The sequence below is a fragment of the Stenotrophomonas sp. HMWF003 genome (genome assembly GCF_003061285.1).
In the GTDB taxonomy this organism is placed as follows: Bacteria; Pseudomonadota; Gammaproteobacteria; order Xanthomonadales; family Xanthomonadaceae; genus Stenotrophomonas; species Stenotrophomonas maltophilia_AP.
This window is the reverse complement of sequence record NZ_QAIW01000232.1, coordinates 1-19,292: the sequence shown is the minus strand read 5'-3', so window position 1 is coordinate 19,292 and position 19,292 is coordinate 1. Positions and strand designations below refer to the sequence as shown.

The window sequence follows — 19,292 nt, the reverse complement described above, 5'->3', positions numbered from 1 at the left end:
ACGGGCGGTTGCTGCTCGGGCGGCAGGCCAACTGGGCACCGCGCCGCTATTCGGTGCTGGCCGGGTTTGTCGAGCCGGGCGAATCGCTCGAGCAGACCGTGGTGCGTGAAGTGTTCGAAGAGAGCAAGGTGCGCGTGCGCCACTGCCAGTACCTGGGCACCCAGCCCTGGCCGTTCCCGGGCGCGTTGATGCTGGGCTTTGCGGCCACGGCCGAAGACGACGTGCCCACCGTGGACGGCGAGCTGGAAGATGCACGCTGGTTCACTGCCGAGGAAGTGGGGGCGGCGCTGGCCCGGGATGTTGAAGACGACGGCGAGGGCATCCGCCTGTCGCCGCCGATTTCGATCTCGCGCAGCCTGATCGAGCACTGGTACCGCCAGCAGGTGGGCTGAGTTCCGGCCTGCGTTGCCGCTGGCTGAACACGCAGCAGCGTACATTACCAACGGCCCGGGGAATTGCCGGGTCGCAAGGCATAGTAGCGGCCACGATCCGCGCCGGAGGCATACATGTTCACCACCCTGGTTGCCGTGCTGGTCGCCCTGGCCCTGGGCCATGTCGCACCCGCTGCGGCCGTGGCGCTGCGCGGTTTCGGGTTCTACCGGCGCTGGCTGCAATGGCTGGATGCGCATGCGGCGGAAAACGGATTCTGGCGCAGCCGCCAGGGCTGGGTGCTGGCGCTGCTGCCGTGGGTGCTGGGCGTGGTGCTGCTGCAGTGGGCGTTGCACGGCCGCTTGTTCGGTCTGCCGTCACTGCTGCTGGGCGTGGCCACCCTGGTGATCTGCTGGGGCCCGCGCGATCTGGACCGCGACGTGGAAGCGGTGATCGACGCCGATGACGCCCCCACCCGGCACGCCGCGATCGCGCAGCTGCAATCGACCGGCGGCAGCCTGCACGAGGACGTGTCGTCGCTGGTCGAGGCCACCGTGCTCAACGGCTTGCGGCGCTGGTTCGCGGTGCTGTTCTGGTTCCTGCTGCTGGGCCCGGTGGGCGCCGTGGCGTACCGGTTGCTGGCCTTGCTGGCGGTCGGCCCGATGCGGTCGCTGGCCACGCTCGACAGCGCGGCGGGTGCACGCGTAGTGCTGGGCTGGCTGGAATGGCCGGTGGCCCAGCTGATGTCGCTGTCGATGGCCCTGGTGGGCAACTTCGACACCGCCTACAAGGCGTGGCGGCAGGCACACGGCAACCAGTGGGCGACCTCGACGGTGTTCCTGGGTGCGGTGGCGCGGGCCAGCGTGAGCGCCGAACTGCGCGAAGAAGCGCATGACTACAGCGATGCCGGGATGGTGCCGGTGTGGCGGCGCCTGCCCGAGCTGCGCGATGCGATGAGCCTGGTGTGGCGGATGCTGCTGCTGTGGATGGCCGCGCTGGCATTGCTGGTCATCGCCGGCTGGGTAACCTGACCCACGTAATGCCGGGTTCTATCCGGCATCAAGCAACCTACCCCGGCGCAAGCCAGGCGAACGGCGGCCACGGCAGGTTGCGCGCCACCCAGTACAGCGGCAGCAGCGTCAGCCAGAACGCAGGCTTCATCAACAGCGTGATCAACGGCTGCAGCCCGCGCGGGCGCCACCCCAGCGCCCACCCCACTACCAGCGGCGCGACGGCCAGCATCGCCACCGCCAGCGGGTTCATCGACAGCGCGGTCAGCACATCGCCATGGACCAGCGCATGCAGCGCCCGGGTCAGCCCGCACCCGATGCAGTAGTAACCGGTGACGGCCAGGAAACTGCACGGCGGAAACGGGCTGTTGGCCGCATTGGGATCGAAATGGCGCAGCGCCCAGATCCCCGCCCCGGCAACGAGGGCCGCCGGCGGCAGTGCGGCCAGCAGCCAGCGCCGGTCGCGCAGCCGTACCATCAACGGCTGTTTTCGAGCTGGCGCTGCAGTTCCTGGATCTGCTCCATGTAGCCGTCGGTGCCGGCCAGCACCAACCACAGCACCGAGAACACGGTGGCGGCGATCAGGATGCCGGTGGTGACCCAGGCCCAGATCTTCGCGTTCTTCGAGGCCTGGCGTGCGGCCACCAGGTCGCCCTGGTTGAGCAGCGTGTTGACCTTGCTGGCGAACACGATGGCGACGATGCCGGTGGCGATCGCCGGGAAACTCAGGCATGACACGCAGCACAGGAAGAACGACACGATGGTGACCACGATCGACCAGATCAGGTGGTTGGGTACGGTGCCCGACGCGGGCGGCAACGGCGTAGTGGCATTCATTGGGCAAGCTCCAGGGTCATGAAAGGGGGCGTGTGCCGTACGGCGCGCGTAGGCGCGGGTGAGCGCAGGCTCAGCCCGGCGCAAGCCAGGCAAATGGCATCCACGGCAGGTTGCGAAGCACCGCATATCCCACCAGCAGCACCAGCCAGAACATCGGGCTGGCCAGCACGCACATCAGCGGTTCAAGCACGCGCGGGCGAATCCCGGCACCGTGCAGCAGCATCAACAGCAGGAACGGCAGCGACACCACCAGCAGCGGGTTCATCGCGAAGGCGCCTTGCCAATCGAAATGCACCAGCGAGTACAGGCAGCGCGTGCTGCCGCAGCCTGGGCAGTACAGGCCGGTCAGTGCGTACAGCGGGCAGCCAGGCAGCGGACTGTTGGCGCCGTAGGGGCTGACGTTGCGCAACACCACGACGGCGCCTGCACCCAGGCCGGCCACCAGGGCCGTGGGTGCCCAGCGGGCAAGCGTGGTTCGGGAAGTCAGGGCCATGATGCGCGAACGGCCCGGCCGGTGAACCCATGCAGGGTCACCGGCCAGGCCGTCCCGGTGCTGATCAGTAGCCGCTGTTGCTCAGCGCGCCCAGGCCGCCCATCGCCATCACCAGCACGACGTACAGCACGGCAACGATGACGCCGGCAATGGCCGACCACATGGCCCACTTCTTCGCCTTGTCCGACGAGTCGCGCGCACCGGCAAGGTCACCTGCGGCAATCTTGCCGTTGACCTGGGCGGCGTAGACGATCGACACGATACCGCCCGGCAGGCAGCAGAACAGGGTGGCCAGGATGGCCCAGACCAGGTGGTTCGGGATTTGTGCGGCAGTGGTGTTCATCTGAAAAGCTCCATTTTCTTGGGTGGATTTGACGGGCGTGGGACGGGGTGAAACGCACGCACACACAGTGGCAACGTCATCGATCGGTGCAGCAAACGGTACGCATGATATTCGGCTGCCGCCGCGCTGGCCTGCGCGGATCGGACTTCCCCGGCGCTAATTTACCCGATGCACGCCCGGATGTATGCGTTTACATCCAGACGGCACTAGGCCTCAGCCGTTTTCACCACGAAGCTGCCGTACCTGCTGCTCCAGGATGTCGGCAGTGGCTTCCCGGCCGGCAAGCGCCGGCGCGGCGGCCACCTCGACATGCGCGCGGAAACGGCGCGGCACGCGCATGCGGCCCAGCCGGGTGTCGCGCCGGCTCCACATGCTGGCCCACATGCCGCGCAGCGCCATCGGCACCACCGGCACCGGGCGCCGTTCGAGGATCTTCTCCACGCCGGACTTGAACGCGCCCATCTCGCCGTCGCGGGTGAGCGCGCCTTCGGGGAAGATGCACACCAGCTCGCCGTCGGCCAGCGCCTTGTCCACTTCGTCGAAGGCCGCCTGCATCAGCGCGGGGTCTTCGCGCGCGCCGGCGATGGGAATGGCCTTGGCGGTACGGAAGATCCAGCGCATCACCGGGATGTTGAAGATCTTGTAGTACATGACAAAGCGCACCGGGCGCGGGATGGTCGCCGACAGGATCAGTGCGTCCATGTAGCTGACGTGATTGCACACGATCAGCGCGGCGCCTTCGTCGGGTACGTTGGCTTCGATGCCGTGCAGGCGCAGCCGGTACAGGCCGCGCACCATCACCCAGCTGAGGAAGCGCATCAGGAATTCGGGAACGATGGTGAAGATGTAGATCGACACCACGGCATTGGCGATGGCCAGGGCCAGGAACAGCTGCGGGATGGTCCAGTGCAGGAACTTCTGCGTGGCCAGCGCGATCATCGCCGCGCCCACGATGAAGCCCGAGTTCTGGATGTTGAGCGCGGCGAACACGCGCGACATCTCCGACTTCGGCGTGCGGCTCTGGATCAGCGCGAACAGGGGCACCACGAAGAAGCCGGTGAACAGGCCGATGCCGATCAGGTCGATGATGATGCGGAGGCTGCCGGGCTGGGCAACGAAGGCAGCCACGCCCAGGCCGGCGGCGGTGGCCGTGCCGGCGCGGGCAAAGTACAGGTCCAGCATGAAGGCGGTCATGCCGAACGCGCCCAGCGGCACCAGGCCGATTTCCACGGTGCGCCCGGACAGTTTTTCGCAGAGCAGAGAGCCCACGCCGGTGCCGACCGAGAACAGCGCCAGCGCGAAGATGTACAGGGTGGGTTCGCCGCCCAGGTTGACCACCGCGTAGGTGGGCAGCTGCGAGGTCAGCATGGTGCCCACGAACCAGAACCAGGACACGCCCAGGATGGCGTTGCGCACCGCCTTCTGTTTCTTGGCCAGGCGCAGTACGGCCAGTGATTCGGGAATCGGGTTCCAGTTGATCTTCAGGTCCGGCGCGCCCGCATCCACCTTCGGGATCATGCGCGCGGTGATGTTGCCGAAGATGGCCAGGGCAATCACCGCAGTGGCTGCGACCACCGGGCCGAAGCTGCCGGCCAGGGTGAAGATGATGCCGCCGCTGATCATGCCGGTCAGGATCGACATCGAGGTGCCCATCTCGACCAGGCCGTTGCCGCCGGTGAGTTCCTCCGGGCGCAGCACCGAGGGCAGCACCGAATACTTCACCGGGCCGAACAGGGTGGACTGCAGGCCGGTGCAGAACAGGGCCACCAGCAGCACCGGCATGCTCTGGGTAAGGAAGCCCACCGCAGCCAGCGACATGATCGCGATCTCCATGGTGGTGGTGATCACGATCAGCCGCGATTTTTCCAGTTTTTCGGCGATCTGCCCGGCAAGGGCCGAGAACAGGAAGTAGGGCAGGATGAAGATGGCCGGTGCCAGCGTGGTGTACAGCGACTGCTCTTCCTGGCTGACGCCGAGGTAGAACAGCAGGCCGATGATGGCCTGCCGGTACACGTTGTCGTTGAACGCACCAAGCGACTGGACGATGAAGAACGGCAGGAAGCGACGCTGTTTGAGCAGGGCGAACTGGCTGTGGCCGGACATGGAAACTCCTTGCGAACCGGCGCAGCCTAGCATGCGGTCGGGCGGCCCCCGGCGTTGCGCCCATCACCGGCTGCCGGGCAGCGCCCGGCGCTACGGGAGACGCCGTACGGCGTCGTACCGCGGGGCTCTGCCCCGCTACCCGAACAGCCCCCTCACCGCAGGGTGCGCGCGGCCTCGTTGGCGGCGCCGCGCAGCTTGGGCAGCAGGCGCAGCATCAGGCCCATCTGGGTGCGGATCAGCTGCAGCTTGGGCGGCATGTCGTCGGTGATCTGTTCCAGCTGCTCGGCCAGGGCGCGGTCGCCGTCGTTATCGGCCTCCTCCACCGGTTGGCGCTGCTCCAGCGCCGCGGCGATCTGCTGCATGGCCTGTTCCACCCGCTCGCCGCCGGCCAGCGCCTGGGCATCCTGCGCGTAGCTGTCCAGCTGCGCGCGGTGCGCGCCGAGCGCCGACAGATGCCCCAGCAGGGTGTTGGAGAGCGCCAGGAAGCGGAACCCGGCGTCCAGGTTGCGGCGCACGTGGCCCGGCTCGCGCAGCATGTTCGACAGCGCGGTGGACAGCGCCGCGTCGGCGTTGTGCATGTCGCGGCGGGCGATGCGGTACGCCAGGTCGTCCTGCATGCCGCTGCCGTACTGGCCCAGCACCGCATCCAGATAGCGCGCGCAGTTGGCCAGCACGCGGGCCATGACCAGGTTCAAGCGGCGGCCCTGCCAGTCGGGCAGGATCAGGAACGCGGCCGCGGCGGCGATCGCGCAGCCGAGCAGGGTGTCGACCAGGCGCGGCCAGATCAGCAGGAAGCCGTCGCCGATCAGGTTGAAGCAGGTCAGCGCCATTACCGTGATCGCCGCCGATGCCACCAGGTAGCGGTCGCTGCGGGTGAAGAAGAACAGCAGCGCCGAGAGCAGGGCGATCAGCAGTTCGATGCGCAGGTCCTGGAACAGCTGCATCAGCGCCCAGGTCAGCACCAGCCCGATTAGGGTGCCGGCGATGCGCTGGGCCAGCCGTTGCCGGGTGGCGCCGAAATGCGGGCGGCATACGAACACGATGGTGAGCAGCACCCACGAGCCGTTCTGGGCGTTGACCAGGCGGATCACCGCAAAGCCGACGATCAGGGCCAGCGCCATGCGCAGGCCGTGGCGGAACAGCACCGAGCCGGGGGTGAGCTGCTGGCGGATGCGCACGAACATTTCGCGCAGGGTATGCGGGTTGGTGTCGCGCAGGCGGGTGTCGACGTTGTCCAGGGTGGCGTCGGATTTTTCGGCCTCCGACAGGCGCCGCTCGATGCTCTGCAGGTTGTGGCCGAGCAGCTCCAGCGAGGACAGCAGGCGCTGCCACTGCGGGTTGTGCTGGGCACGCAGCCAGGTGAGCGAATCGGTGAGGTCGGCGGTGGCCTGCTTGGTGCGCTCGCCGTACTGGAACGGGCGGCGCAGGCGGATGGCCAGACCGAGGTTGGCGCACGCCTCGCCCTGCAGGGCGAGCAGGCGCTGGCAACGGTACAGGACGTCGCTGTGGAAGAACGCTTCGGTGAGCGCGCCGTACGGATAGTGCGAGGAGCTGGCGCGTTCGTGGAAATCCTGGGCCATGTAGTACAGGCGCAGGTACAGGCCGGACTGCACGCCGGGCCGGCCGGAGCGACCGAAGCGGGCCAGGATGGCGACCTTGGCGATGTTCAGCGCCTCGACCACGCGGCGGTTCTGTTCGGCCAGGGCCAGCTGGCGCTTCTGTACGTCGGCATCGCGGATGGGTTCGAACAGGTCGGCCTTGAGCTGCAGGTAGCGGCCCAGTTCCAGGTACAGGCGGGCGACGCGTTCGCGCACCGGACGGTTGGCGAACAGCGCGGTCCACAGGATCGAGAGCAGGCCGTACCAGAGCGCGCCGGCGAGCAGGTGGCTGACCGCGCTGATGGCCTGAGCGCGGTCGCTGGCGCCGTGCTGTTCCAGGCCGATCATGGTGTAGATGGCCAGGGTGACGGTGGCCTGGGCGATGGACGCGTAGCGTTCGCCGAGTGCACCGAGCAGGGTGAGGCCGAAGGTGGACACGGCCAGGGCGGCGATGAACAGCCAGGGCCAGGCGAACAGTTGGACCACCGCGGCGGCGGCGATGACGAAGCAAAGCAGGGAGAGGGCGACCGATTTGGTCCGGCCCCACCAGTTGTCGTCGGTTTCGGCGATGGCGCTGGCGATGATGCCGAGGAACACGCCGGGCAGCGCGGGCAGCTGGTCCAGGTGCCAGCACAGGCCCATGGCCACCGAGAGCGCAATGAGTACCCGCAGGCCGTAGCTGGCCTTTTCATGCGCCCACAGGCGGCTCAGGCGGGATTCTCGGGCGGACATGCGGGCTCGGGGTGCGGGGCAGCCCATTATTGCGGGTGTGGGGTGAAGGGGACAGCCTGAAGGCGATCCATCCTCGACGCGCAGTACGGCGCGGCGACGCGATGCCCGGGTAGTGCCGGCCGCTGGCCGGCTCCCCGTACGCCCGGACGGAGGTGCGAGGAGCCGGCCAGCGGCCGGCACTACGCGCTGCGTGGAGGGGCCGGCCAGCGGCCGGCACTACGCGGTCTGCGGGGGAGCCGGCCAGCAGTTGGATGACCGGCCGGTCGCATTACATGTCGAAGCGCACGCTCACCGCGAAGGTGCGCGGCAGGCCGACGCCGGCGTTGGACCAGTATTTTTTGTTCGCCAGGTTCTCCACGCCGGCGCGCCAGGTGACCGGGTGACCGTCGAGCTGCATGCGGTAGCCGACGCCGGCGTTGACCAGGGTGTAGTCGGGCAGCTTGAGGGTGTTGTCGGCGTCGTAATAGACATCGCCGTAGTAGCGGGCCAGCGCGTAGACGCTCAGGCCGTCCACCTGCGGGATGCTGTAGTCGGCGTGCAGCACGCCCTGCCAGCGGGCGGCGCCGGCGGTGCGGTTGCCCTGCTGGGCGGCGCTGTCGGGGGACAGCTTGTCGTAGGTGGGGTCGAGCCAGGTGACGCCGCCGCCGACAGTGAGCGCGTCGGTCAGGCGGATGTCGCCGCTGAGTTCGACGCCTTCGTACAGGGTGATGCCGTCCTGCACGAGCAGCTTGCCGGCGCTGGTAAGGCGGTCGATGTTGGCACCGCGCTCCAGGCGGAAGGCGGCGGCGTTGGCATTCCAGCGCGGGTACTCGATCTTGGCGCCGATCTCGTATTGCTTGCTGATGGTCGGGTCGAGCACGGTGCCGGCGTTGATGTAGTCGCTGCCGACGCGGCTGCCCGCTTCCAGCGATTCCACGTAGCTGGCGTACAGGGTGACGGCGTCGGCCGGCTTGTACATCAGGGCGTAGGTGGGGGTGACCGGGTAGGTGTGGTAGGCGCCCTTGTTCTCGAAATCGTTGTAGCGCGCGCCGGCCAGCAGCGACCAGCCCTCGGCGAAGCTGACGGTGTCACTGACGAACACGGCCTGCTGCACGGTCTCGCTGCCGCGGCTGAGCACGCGTGAGCCCACGGCATCGTGGCGCAGCACCGGGCGCTGGTAGATGTTGCCGCGGCCGATGGTGGTCCATTCGTACGGACGGTCCCAGCCCAGGCCGGTCTGGTGCGAAACGCCGGCCACCACCTGGTGCGACAGCGGACCGGTGTCGAAGCGACCCTGCACGATGGCCTGGGCCAGCTTCCACTCGCTCTTGCCGCCCAGCTCGTAAGTGTTGATGTTGTAGTCGCCGTTGACGTTGTCGATGTAGGCGAACACCTTGTTGACGTCGTTCCAGGAGGTGGTCACGCCGTAGCTCAGGCTGGCCTTCCAGTCGCTGCTGATCTGCCAGTTCAGCGCGGTGGAGAGCAGGCTGGAGCGGGTGTCGTAGTAACTGCCGTCGATGCTGTTGTCGATGTCGCCGGCCAGCGGGCGCGGCAGCTCGGTGAGGCCGATGAAGTAGTACTGCGGCGACTCGTTGCTGAGATCGCGCGACTGGAACACGCCGTCGAAGGTCCAGGTGAGGCTGTCGCTCAGGCGCGCATCCAGCGACAGGGCGCCGACCTTGCGGTTGACCTCGCCGCCGTTGAAGGTTTCGCCCTTCTCCTGGTAGGCATTGAAGCGGTAGCCGAACATCTGCTCATTGCCGAAACGGCCGCCCACATCGACCTGGCCGCTGACGATGCCCTGTTCACGCCAGCCGAGCTGGGCGGCGAAGGTGGGGGTGTCGGTCGGCTTTTTGGTGACGTAGTTGACGATGCCGCCGGGCTGGCCGAAGCCGTACATGAACCCACCGGGGCCCTTGAGCAGTTCCACCTGTTCCATCACTTCCAGCGGCCATTCGGTACCCCACGAGGACACCTGCAGGCCGTTGACGCGGTAGCTGTCGTAGCTGAGGTCGATGCCGCGGTTGCGGATCGGCGAACTCCAGCCGCTGGCGTACGCGCTGACCTGGGTGACCACGGAGGGGTCGGTCAGGAACGCGTCGCCGAGCGAGACCACCTGGCGCTTCTCGATCTCTTCGCGGCCGACCACGGCGATTGCGAACGGGGTGTCACGCACGGCGCGGTCGCCGAGGGCGCCGGTGTCGGTGTGGGCGCGTTCGGCGGTGACCTTGATGGCGTCCAGATCCGTGGCCGAGCGGGCGCGCGCTGTGCCATCGGGGGTGGACTGGGCATGCGCGGCGCAGGCCAGCGACAGCGCAACGGCCAACGTGGCCAGGCGGGGCAGGGAAGCGGACAGCATCGATGGGTTCCTTGGCGGACAGCACAACGCCGTCCGCAATCTACAGATGGCGGGAGAGGGTCGATGGCTGGATCGCGCAGGCTGGCCGGGAACCGGCAGCGGGGGCACCGCGAAGGCGATGCAGGACCGTGGCTGGATGCGAATTGTTCGCGTTTTGTTGCGTGGCGTCAAACCGTGGCGTACCGACCGGGTGTACCGGCCGGGGGTACCGACCCTCGGTCGGCACCTACCGGGCGAGGGCGCTGCGCTTCAATGCGCGCCGTTCGCGGCGGCGCGCACGACGGTTGACCCAGCGCTCGCGCAGGCACGAGAAGATCACGTACAGCGCCGGCGTGCTCAGCAGGGTCAGGCTCTGCGAGAACAGCAGGCCGCCGATCATCGCGATGCCCAGCGGGCGGCGCAGTTCGGAGCCTTCGCCCAGGCCGATGGCCAGCGGTACCGCGGCCAGGATCGCCACCATGGTGGTCATCATGATCGGGCGGAAGCGCACGATACTGGCCTCGCGCACCGCATCGCGCGGGCTCTTGCCGTGCTCGCGCTGGGCCACCACCGCGAAGTCGATCATCATGATCGCGTTCTTCTTGACGATGCCGATCAACAGCACCAGCGCGATCATCGAAATCACCGACAGCTCGGTGTTGGTCACGAACAACGCCAGCAGCGCGCCCACGCCCGCGGCCGGCAGCGTGGACAGGATCGTTACCGGGTGTACCAGGCTTTCGTACAGCATGCCCAGCACCAGGTACACGGTGATGATGGCGGCCAGCACCAGGATCAGCATCGAGTTCGGGTTGAGCTGCACGTTGAAGCCGCCGCCATCGCTGATGCGGATGTCGCCGGGCAGGCGCAGGCCGTCCACGGTGGACTTGATGATCGCTTCGCCTTCGCCGGTGCTCACGCCCGGGGCCAGGTTGTAGCTCAGGTCCATCGTGGTGTACTGGTTTTCATGGGTGATCTGCGGCGGTGCCAGCCCGGGCACCTGATGCGCCACCGCGGTCAGCGGGATCATCTCGCCGTTGCCGGCACGCACGTAGATCTCATCCAGCGCACGCGGGGTGGCGGTCTGTTCGGGCAATGCGTTGACCACCACGCTGTACTGGTTGATGTCCGAGTAGATGGTGGAGATCTGGCGCTGGCCGAACGCGCCGTACAGCGCGCCGTCGATCGCACCCACCGACACGCCCAGGCGCGCGGCCTTGGCACGGTCGATCACCACGTTCTGGCGCAGCCCGGCGGTGTCCACGTCGGTGCCCACGTCGCGCAGTTTCGGGTTCTTCTTCAGCGCGGCCTGCACCTTGGGCAGCCATTCCTGCAGCTGGGCCAGGTCGTTGCCCTGCAGCGACACGCGATACTGCGCGCCCTGGCTGTTGCCACCGCCGCCGTCGCTGGGCAGATCCTGGATCGCGCGCAGGCGCAGCTGCAGGTCGGGGTAGCGGTCGGCCTTGGCGCTCAGCCGTGCCAGCGCCAGCGCGGTGGTTTCCTTGCGGCCTTCCTTGCGGGTCTTCAGCTGCACGTTGAACTGCGCGCTGGAGCCTTGGCGGCCACTTCCCAGGCGCACGCCCACGGTCTTCACCGCCGGGTCGGCCATCAGCATGTCGGTAATGCGGCGCTGGCGGTTGACCATGTCCTCGAAGGACACCGTGGCGCTGGAGTTGGCGCGGCCCCAGATCAGGCCGGTGTCCTGGGCCGGGAACGAGCCCTTCTTGACCGCCCCGCCCAGCATCACCGTGGCCACGATCAGCAGGATCGGGGTGAGCGACAGCAGCAGGGCGTGGCGCAGCGAGAAGTCCAGGCAGACCGTGTACACGCGCAGCATGCGGTCGTGCGCGGCGTCCAGGAAGCGGCCGATCCGCGAGGGCTTGTCCGGCTCGGCGTGCGCGCTCAGGAAGCGGCTGCACAGCGCCGGGGTGAGCGTGAGCGAGACGATCATCGACACCACGATCGCCGCCACCAGGGTGATGGTGAACTCGCGGAAGAACGCACCCACCATGCCGCTGGCGAACAGCAGCGGGATGAACACGGCGACCAGCGAGGCGGTGATCGAGACGATGGTGAAGCCGATCTCGCGCGCGCCGGTCAGCGCGGCCTGCATGCGGGGCATGCCTTCGTCGAGATGGCGCATGACGTTCTCGATCACCACGATCGCATCGTCGACCACGAACCCGATCGCGATCACCAGCGCCAGCAGGCTCAGGTTGTTCAGGGTGAAGCCGAACACGTACATCACCAGCGCCGCACCGGCCAGCGACAACGGCACGGTGACCGCCGCGATCAGGGTCGGTGCCAACCGGCGCAGGAACAGCGCCATGGTCAGGATCACCATCGCCAGGCTGATCAGCAGGGTGATCTGCACTTCGTGCAGCGACGAGCGGATGGTCGGGGTGCGGTCGAAGTACGGGGTCATCACCGTGCCCGGCTGCAGGTAGTCGCGCAGCATCGGGATCTGCGCCTTGACCCGGTCCACGGTCTCCACGATGTTGGCGCCGGCGCGGGTGAACACATACATCACCACCGCCGGTTTGTGGTCGAACCACGCGGCCTGGTAGGCGTCCTGCTGGCCGTCGTAGACGTTGGCCACGTCCTTGAGGCGGATCACCCGGCCGTCGTCCTGGGTCTTGATGACCAGGTTGGCGAAGTCGGCCGCGCGCGCCACCGAGTCGTTGGCGATGATCGCAGTGGTGGTGTTGCCGTCGGTGAGGAAGCCGGTGGGCGAGGTCACGTTGGCCGCGCGTACCGCGTTGCGCAGGTCATCGGGGGTGAGGTTGAGCGCGTTGAGCAGGCGCAGGTTCACGTCCACCCGCACCGCCGGCGTGGACGCACCGGCGATATCCACCGAAGACACCCCGCTGATCTGGCGGATGCGCTGGGCCAGCAGCGAGTCGGCGACGTTGTACAGCTCGTCGGCCGACTGCGTCTGCGAGGTGAGCGCGATGGCGATCACCGGGTCGTCGTTGGGGTTGGCCTTCTGGAACATCGGCGAACCGAGCCCGGACGGCAGGTCGGCCTGCGCCGAATTGATCGCGGTCTGCACGTCCAGCGCGGCCGAATCGATGTCGACCCCGCTCTGGAAGATCATGAAGACCAGCGAGCTGCCTTCGGAGCTGGATGACCGCATCTGGTCCACGCCGGGCAGCTGGCCCAGGTGGCGTTCCAGGGGTGCGGTGACCGTGGAGGCCATGGTGGTGGCGTCCGCGCCGGACTGGCTGGCGTGCACGAAGATCACCGGAATCTGGATGTTCGGCAGCGCCGACACGCCCAGTTTCAGGTAGCAGAACAGGCCAACCACGAACAGGCCGATGGCCAGCAGCGCGGTGCCGATCGGGCGGCGGATGAAGGGGCCGGAAATGTTCATGCCGACGCCTTCAGCGTGCACGGGCAGCAGCGGCTCATGCGCGGTCCTGGGCGCTGGCGTGGCGCAGCGCGCGCTGCTCGCGGCGCTCGCGCATCCACTCGGAGAAGCGTTCCATGTACAGGTAAATCACCGGCGTGGTGTACAGGGTGACCAGCTGCGACAGCAGCAGGCCGCCGACGATGGCAATGCCCAGCGGGCGGCGCAGCTCCGAGCCGATGCCGGTGCCCAGCGCCAGCGGCAGTGCGCCGAGCATGGCCGCGGCGGTGGTCATCATGATCGGGCGGAAGCGCAGCAGGCAGGCACGGCGGATCGCGTCATGCGCGTTGGCACCGGCGCGGCGCGCTTCGATGGCGAAGTCGACCATCATGATGCCGTTCTTCTTGACGATGCCGATCAGCAGCACGATGCCGACGATGCCGTCCACCGACAGCGGCAGCCCGCACACCATCAGCGCCAGCAGCGCGCCCACGCCGGCCGGGGGCAGGGTGGAGATGATGGTGAAGGGGTGGATGTAGCTTTCATACAGCACGCCCAGCACGATGTAGATCAGCACCAGCGAGGCCAGCAGCAGCCACACCACGTCGGTCTGGCTGCCGGTGAATTCGGCGGCCTTGCCGATGAACTGCGCATGCACCTGCGAGGGCATGTCCAGGCTGGCCTTGGTCTCTTCGATGGCCTTGACCGCGTCGGACAGCGAATAGCCCGGGGCGATGTTGAACGACACCGTCACCGCCGGCAGCTGCTGCTGGTGGCTCACCACCAGCGGGGTGCTGGTGATCTTGCCCTCGGCCAGCGCCGCGAGCGGGATGATGTTGCCCGCGCCCACCGGAATGCCGGTGTTCTGCGCACCGATGCCGGTGGCGGTGGACGAGTTGGACGAGCTGACCTGGCCGAAGTTGGTGGCATTGCTGCCGGTCAGCGCGCCGGCACCGTTGGAGGCTACCGCCAGCTGGTTCATCAGCGCGGTGCTGGTACGGAATTCCGGGGCCACTTCCAGCACCACGCGGTACTGGTTGAGCTCGGTGAAGATGGTGGAGATCTGGCGCTGGCCGAACGCGTCGTACAGGGTGTCGTCGATGGTCTGCATCGGCACGCCCAGCACGCTGGCCTTGTCGCGGTCGATGGTCAGTTCCAGCGCACGGCCCTGGTTGGACAGGTTGTTGTCCACGTCGGCCAGCTCCGGGCGCTGGCGCAGCGCTTCGGTGAGGCGGGTGGCCTGCAGCGCGACCTGCGCGCTGTCCACGTCCGACAGCGAGTACTGGTACTCGGTGGCGGCCACGCGGGTGTCCAGGGTGACGTCCTGCACCGGCTTGAGGTACAACGCCACGCCGGGAATACCGGCCACGGCCTGCTGCAGGCGCGGCAGGATCTCATCCAGCCCGTCGCGGTCGCCGCGCTCCTTGAGCACGATCGACAGCTGGCCCTGGTTGAGGGTGGGGTTCATGCTGCCGGCGCCGATGAAGGCCGACACGCCAGTCACCGCCGGGTCCTTGCGCAGCGCCTCGGCCACGGCCTTGGTGCGCTGTTCCATCTGCGGGAAGGCGATGTTCTGGTCGGCCTGGACCACGCCGGTGATCAGGCCGGTGTCCTGCTCGGGCAGCAGGCCCTTGGGAATCACCACGTACAGCAGCACGGTGAGTACCAACGCGCCGGCGGCCACCGCCAGGGTCATGCGCTGGTGGTCCAGCACCCAGTCCAGGCTGCGCTCGTAGGCCCCCACGGTGCGCGTCCACAGGTTTTCCCTGCCGGCCGCCGCCGCGCGCTCGTGGGCGTCTTCGCCTTCAGGCAGCGCGTCGGGCTTGAGCAGGTAGGCGCACATCATCGGGGTGAGCGTCAGCGAGATCAGCATCGACAAGGTCACCGCGATGCTCAGCACCCAGGCGAACTCGTGGAACAGGCGGCCGGTCACGCCGGGCATCAGCAGCAGCGGCAGGAACACGGCCACCAGCGAGATGGTCAGCGACAGCACGGTGAAGCCGATCTGGCGCGCACCGATCTCGGCCGCTTCCGGGCCGCTCTTGCCCTGTTCGATGTAGCGCACGATGTTCTCGATCATCACGATCGCGTCGTCGACCACGAAGCCGGTGGCCACCACCAGCGCCATCAGCGACAGGTTGTCCAGCGACATGCCGGCAAAGGCCATCACCCCGAACGTGCCGGCCAGCGACAGCGGCACCGCCACCGAGGGAATGATGGTGGCCCACAGCCGGCGCAGGAACACGAAGATCACCGCCACCACCAGGCAGATGGTGAGGATCAGGGTGAACTGCACTTCATGCACCGAGGCGCGGATGGTCTCGGTACGGTCGGAGAAAATCTCCAGGTGCACGTCGGCCGGCAGCACGTTCTGCAGCTGCGGGATCAAGGCGCGGATGCGCTCGACGGTCTGCACGATGTTGGCGCCCGGCTGGCGGCGCACTTCCAGCAGCACTGCCGGCTTGCCATCGGCCCAGGCGGCCAGCTGGTCGTTCTCCACGCCATCGACCACGTTGGCCACGTCCGACAGCCGCACCGGGCGGCCGTTCTTGTAGCTGATGATGGTGTCGCGGTACTCGGCGGCGCTGGTCAGCTGGTCGTTGGTGCCGATCGAATAGGACTGGGTCTTGCCGTTGAGCGAGCCCTTGGGCGCGTTGACGTTGGCCTGGGTCAGCGCGCTGCGCAGTTCTTCCAGGGTCAGGCCCATGTTGGAGAGCTGCGCCGGGTTGACCTGGATGCGCACGGCCGGGCGCACGTTGCCGGCGATGGAGACCAGGCCCACGCCCTGCACCTGCGACAGGCGCTGGGCCAGGATGGAGTCGGCGTAGTTGTTGACCTCGCGCAGCGGGCGCGTGTCGGAGGTGAGCTTGAGGGTGACGATGGCCGCGTCGGCCGGGTTCACCCGGTTGTAGACCGGCTGGTAGGGCAGCGAGGAGGGCAGCGTGGCCTGGCGGATGGCGGCCTGCACGTCCTGGGCGGCGATGTCGATATCGCGGTCCATCGAGAACTGCAGGATGATCGTGGACAGGCCGGCCGACGAATCGGAGGTCATGATCTCCAGCCCGGAGATCTGCCCGAACTGGCGCTCCAGCGGGGTGGTCACCAGCGAGGCCATGGTGGTGGCATTCGCACCCGGGTACTGGGTGGTCACCACCAGGCTGGGCGCGTCGATCTCCGGCAGCGCCGACACCGGCAGCTGGCGGTAGCCGAGGATGCCGAGCAGCAGCAGGCCCGCCATCAACAGCGAGGTGGCGATCGGGCGGCGGATGAAGATCGTCGAAAAGCCCACGGGCGGATCCTTGCTGTTACGTCATGCGGCGTTGAAGCGGGCAGACGCCGGCCACCCGGCCGGCGTCGGGAACGTCAGGCGGGCGCGCTCAGCGCGGACCGCCACCGCGGCGGCCACCACCGCCCTTGTCCTGCTGGGCCGCGGCCTTGAGCTCGGCGTCGGTCGGTGGTGCCGGGGTTTCACCCGGCTTGAGCGCGGTGACCCTGCTGCCCGGCTTGAGCCGGAACTGGCCTTCGCTGACCACGCGTTCGCCGCCCTTCAGTCCCTCGGTGATCTGCACGTTGCTGTCGCCCACTTCCACGCCGCTCTTGACCGTCTGCATGGCCACGGTGCTGTCGGGCTTGACGATGTAGACGTACTCGCCGTCCGGGCCGCGCATCACGGCCTGGGTGGGGATCACCACGCCACCGGCGATGGTGCGCAGCTGCATGCGCACGTTGACGAACTGGCCCGGCCACAGGCTGTTGTCGGTGTTGTTGAACAGTGCACGGGCGCGGAAGGTGCCGCTGTCGCTGCTGATCTGGTTGTCGACCACGTCCAGGGTGCCGCCGTCGGTGAGCACGTGGGAGTCGTTGCGGTCGAGCGCGGCGATGGTCACCGGGCCGGCCTTCTGGGCCTGGCGCACGTCGGGCAGCTGGCGCTCGGGCAGGTTGAAGACCACGTGGATGGGGTGGATCTGGGTCAGGGTGACCAGCGCGGTGCCGGCGCTGACGATGTTGCCGGCGTCCACCGCGCGGATGCCGGCAATGCCGGAGATCGGGGCGGTGACCTTGGTGTACTGCAGCTGCACCTGGGCGGCGCGCATGCTGGCTTCGTTGGCGGCGACCGCGCTTTCAAACTGGGCCACCTGGTTGCGCTGGGTGTCCAGGTCGGTCTTGGCCACGTACTGGCGGTATTCCGGGGAATTGGAGCGCTGGTAGTTGGAGCGTGCGGTGGCCAGCTGCGCCTGGTTCTGGCGCTTGGCGGCGGCGGCTTCATCGAAGCTGGCCTGCAGGGTGCGCGGGTCGATCTGGGCCAGCACGTCGCCCTTCTGGACTTCCTGGCCTTCCTTGAAGTTGATGCTGATCAGCTGGCCGCCGACCTGGGGGCTGACGGTGACGGTGTTCATCGCCGCCACGGTGCCCAGCGCGCTGGCGTAGACCGGCACGTCCTGGCGGGCGGCATCGACCACGGTCACCGGGACCGGGCCGGCGTTGCGCTCCTGGCCTTCCTTGCCGGCACTGGCGGCGGTGGTGCCCGCGTCGCCCTTCTTGCCACCGCCGAGCATGCGCATCCCGATGAAGCCCACCACCAGCACTGCGACCACCAGCACCACGATCTTCCAGAAACGCGACATTCAACTAACTCCTGAGGCTGGCGGAGGGCAGGGCCCAAATGGCTGGTGCAAAGCATACCCGTCGCCCGGGAGCTTTCATGCATGACGGATGGGACGGGCGGTCAGACCGGATGTGACCGGCCGGGTTCCATGAATGAACGCCTGCGGGGGCAGAAAGTTACAGCAGCAAGTGCGCCGATGCCCTACATTCAGGTTCGACCGTCCTGTTCGTCCGTGGAGATGTGCAATGCCCCGTCTGTCGCTGCTGTTGTCCGCCCTGCTGCTTGCCTGCCCCGCGCTGGCCGCGGCCACCCCCGCCGAGCGCCCGGAAGTGACGGCGGCGGCCACCCGGCTGAAGGCCAAGGTGGTCGACTGGCGGCGCGATTTCCACCAGCACCCGGAGCTGTCCAACCGCGAGGAGCGGACGTCGGCGAAGGTGGCCGAGCAGTTGCGCGCGATGGGGCTGAAGCCGAAAACCGGGATCGCCCACCATGGCGTGGTGGCGATCATCAAGGGCGGCAAGCCGGGTCCGCGGATCGCGCTGCGCGCGGACATGGACGCGCTGCCGGTGACCGAGCAGACGGGGCTGCCGTTCGCCTCCAAGGCGACCAGTACCTACCGCGGCGAGCCGGTGGGGGTGATGCATGCCTGTGGGCATGATGCGCATACGGCGACGCTGCTGGGGGTGGCCGACGCGCTGGTGAAGATGCAGGCGAACCTGCCGGGCGAGGTGATGCTGATCTTCCAGCCCTCCGAGGAAGGGGCGCCGCCGCCGGAAGAGGGTGGTGCGGCGTTGATGCTGAAGGAGGGGTTGTTTGCCGATTTCAAGCCGGAGGCGGTGTTCGGGCTGCATGTGTTTTCGAGCGTGCCGGCGGGGCAGATCGCGGTGCGCGAGGGGCCGTTGATGGCGGCGTCGGACCGGTTCGGGATCAAGGTGATCGGGCGGCAGACGCACGGGTCGGCGCCGTGGAACGGGGTGGACCCGATCGTGGCGACGGCCGACCTGGTGGGGACGGCGCAGACGATCGTGAGCCGGCGGGCGAATCTGTCCAAGCAGCCGGCGGTGCTGACGTTCGGGGCGATCAAGGGCGGTATCCGCTACAACATCATTCCCGACGAGGTGGAGATGGTGGGGACGATCCGGACGTTCGACGAGGGGATGCGGCAGCAGATTTTCGCGGACCTGCGCAACGTGGCCGAGCATACGGCGGCGGCGCATGGGGCGAAGGCGGTGACGGAGATCTACGAGTCCGAGGGCAATCCGGCGACGGTGAACGATCCGGCGCTGACGGCGCGGATGTTGCCGAGTCTGCAGGCGGTGGTGGGCAAGGACAATGTGTACGAGCCGCCGCTTCAGATGGGGGCGGAGGATTTTTCGCTGTACGCCAAGGAGGTGCCGGGGCTGTTCTTCTTCGTGGGGTCGACGAGCGAGGGGATCGATCCGGCGACGGCGCCGGCGAACCATTCGCCGAAGTTCCTGCTGGATGAGAAGGCGCTGGATGTGGGCTTGCGGGCGTTGCTGCAGGTGAGTCTGGAT

General features: G+C 67.9%; 13 protein-coding genes. 3 read left to right on the top strand and 10 right to left on the bottom strand.

The window, feature by feature from the left end; genetic code table 11:
• A partial coding sequence (locus tag DBR34_RS22505; RefSeq protein ID WP_258223785.1) for an NAD(+) diphosphatase occupies positions 1-392 on the top strand: 392 nt, incomplete at its 5' end.
• A gap of 114 nt (positions 393-506) precedes the next feature.
• Positions 507-1,400: a regulatory signaling modulator protein AmpE gene (ampE, locus tag DBR34_RS09535; RefSeq protein ID WP_128096609.1), complete on the top strand. Its 894-nt coding sequence runs from the start codon at positions 507-509 to the stop codon at positions 1,398-1,400.
• Positions 1,401-1,437: 37 nt separating this feature from the next.
• On the opposite strand, the gene DBR34_RS09530 is transcribed toward ampE, so the two are convergent.
• The 10 genes from DBR34_RS09530 to DBR34_RS09485 form a co-directional block, all read right to left on the bottom strand.
• Positions 1,438-1,857, bottom strand: a complete 420-nt coding sequence (locus DBR34_RS09530) for a DUF2752 domain-containing protein (RefSeq protein WP_128096608.1) — start codon at positions 1,855-1,857, stop codon at positions 1,438-1,440.
• Positions 1,857-2,216: a CD225/dispanin family protein gene (locus DBR34_RS09525; protein ID WP_128096607.1), complete on the bottom strand. Its 360-nt coding sequence runs from the start codon at positions 2,214-2,216 to the stop codon at positions 1,857-1,859. Before DBR34_RS09525 ends, DBR34_RS09530 begins: the two co-directional genes overlap by 1 nt.
• Before the next feature lie 70 nt (positions 2,217-2,286).
• Positions 2,287-2,712 (bottom strand): DUF2752 domain-containing protein, encoded by a 426-nt coding sequence (locus DBR34_RS09520; protein WP_128096606.1) that lies wholly within the window; start codon positions 2,710-2,712, stop codon positions 2,287-2,289.
• Positions 2,713-2,773: 61 nt separating this feature from the next.
• Positions 2,774-3,052, bottom strand: a complete 279-nt coding sequence (locus tag DBR34_RS09515) for a CD225/dispanin family protein (RefSeq protein ID WP_038685807.1) — start codon at positions 3,050-3,052, stop codon at positions 2,774-2,776.
• A gap of 213 nt (positions 3,053-3,265) precedes the next feature.
• Positions 3,266-5,155 (bottom strand): MFS transporter, encoded by a 1,890-nt coding sequence (locus DBR34_RS09510; protein WP_128096605.1) that lies wholly within the window; start codon positions 5,153-5,155, stop codon positions 3,266-3,268.
• Between the two features lie 152 nt (positions 5,156-5,307).
• Positions 5,308-7,485, bottom strand: a complete 2,178-nt coding sequence (yccS, locus tag DBR34_RS09505; protein ID WP_128096604.1) for a YccS family putative transporter — start codon at positions 7,483-7,485, stop codon at positions 5,308-5,310.
• 268 nt (positions 7,486-7,753) lie between these two features.
• Positions 7,754-9,823, bottom strand: coding sequence for a TonB-dependent receptor (locus DBR34_RS09500; RefSeq protein WP_128096603.1), 2,070 nt, complete (start codon positions 9,821-9,823; stop codon positions 7,754-7,756).
• Positions 9,824-10,049: 226 nt separating this feature from the next.
• Positions 10,050-13,175 (bottom strand): efflux RND transporter permease subunit, encoded by a 3,126-nt coding sequence (locus DBR34_RS09495; RefSeq protein ID WP_128096602.1) that lies wholly within the window; start codon positions 13,173-13,175, stop codon positions 10,050-10,052.
• Between the two features lie 34 nt (positions 13,176-13,209).
• Positions 13,210-16,440 carry an efflux RND transporter permease subunit gene (locus tag DBR34_RS09490; protein ID WP_128096601.1) on the bottom strand — a complete coding sequence of 1,077 codons (3,231 nt, stop codon included), beginning with the start codon at positions 16,438-16,440 and terminating at the stop codon, positions 13,210-13,212.
• An 88-nt stretch (positions 16,441-16,528) separates the two neighbouring features.
• The gene (locus DBR34_RS09485; protein ID WP_128096600.1) at positions 16,529-17,776 is read right to left on the bottom strand and encodes an efflux RND transporter periplasmic adaptor subunit; all 1,248 of its coding nucleotides are present in this window, start codon (positions 17,774-17,776) and stop codon (positions 16,529-16,531) included.
• Positions 17,777-18,002: 226 nt separating this feature from the next.
• Here DBR34_RS09485 and DBR34_RS09480 point away from each other — a divergent pair.
• Positions 18,003-19,292: M20 family metallopeptidase (locus DBR34_RS09480; protein WP_128096599.1), on the top strand; the 1,290-nt coding region annotated here is incomplete at its 3' end.

Coding starts and splice junctions, on each gene's coding strand:
- ampE (WP_128096609.1), top strand. CDS start 507: ATGTTCACCACCCTGGTTGCCGTGCTGGTCGCCCTGGCCCTGGGCCAT.
- DBR34_RS09530 (WP_128096608.1), bottom strand. CDS start 1,857: ATGGTACGGCTGCGCGACCGGCGCTGGCTGCTGGCCGCACTGCCGCCG.
- DBR34_RS09525 (WP_128096607.1), bottom strand. CDS start 2,216: ATGAATGCCACTACGCCGTTGCCGCCCGCGTCGGGCACCGTACCCAAC.
- DBR34_RS09515 (WP_038685807.1), bottom strand. CDS start 3,052: ATGAACACCACTGCCGCACAAATCCCGAACCACCTGGTCTGGGCCATC.
- DBR34_RS09510 (WP_128096605.1), bottom strand. CDS start 5,155: ATGTCCGGCCACAGCCAGTTCGCCCTGCTCAAACAGCGTCGCTTCCTG.
- yccS (WP_128096604.1), bottom strand. CDS start 7,485: ATGTCCGCCCGAGAATCCCGCCTGAGCCGCCTGTGGGCGCATGAAAAG.
- DBR34_RS09500 (WP_128096603.1), bottom strand. CDS start 9,823: ATGCTGTCCGCTTCCCTGCCCCGCCTGGCCACGTTGGCCGTTGCGCTG.
- DBR34_RS09495 (WP_128096602.1), bottom strand. CDS start 13,175: ATGAACATTTCCGGCCCCTTCATCCGCCGCCCGATCGGCACCGCGCTG.
- DBR34_RS09485 (WP_128096600.1), bottom strand. CDS start 17,776: ATGTCGCGTTTCTGGAAGATCGTGGTGCTGGTGGTCGCAGTGCTGGTG.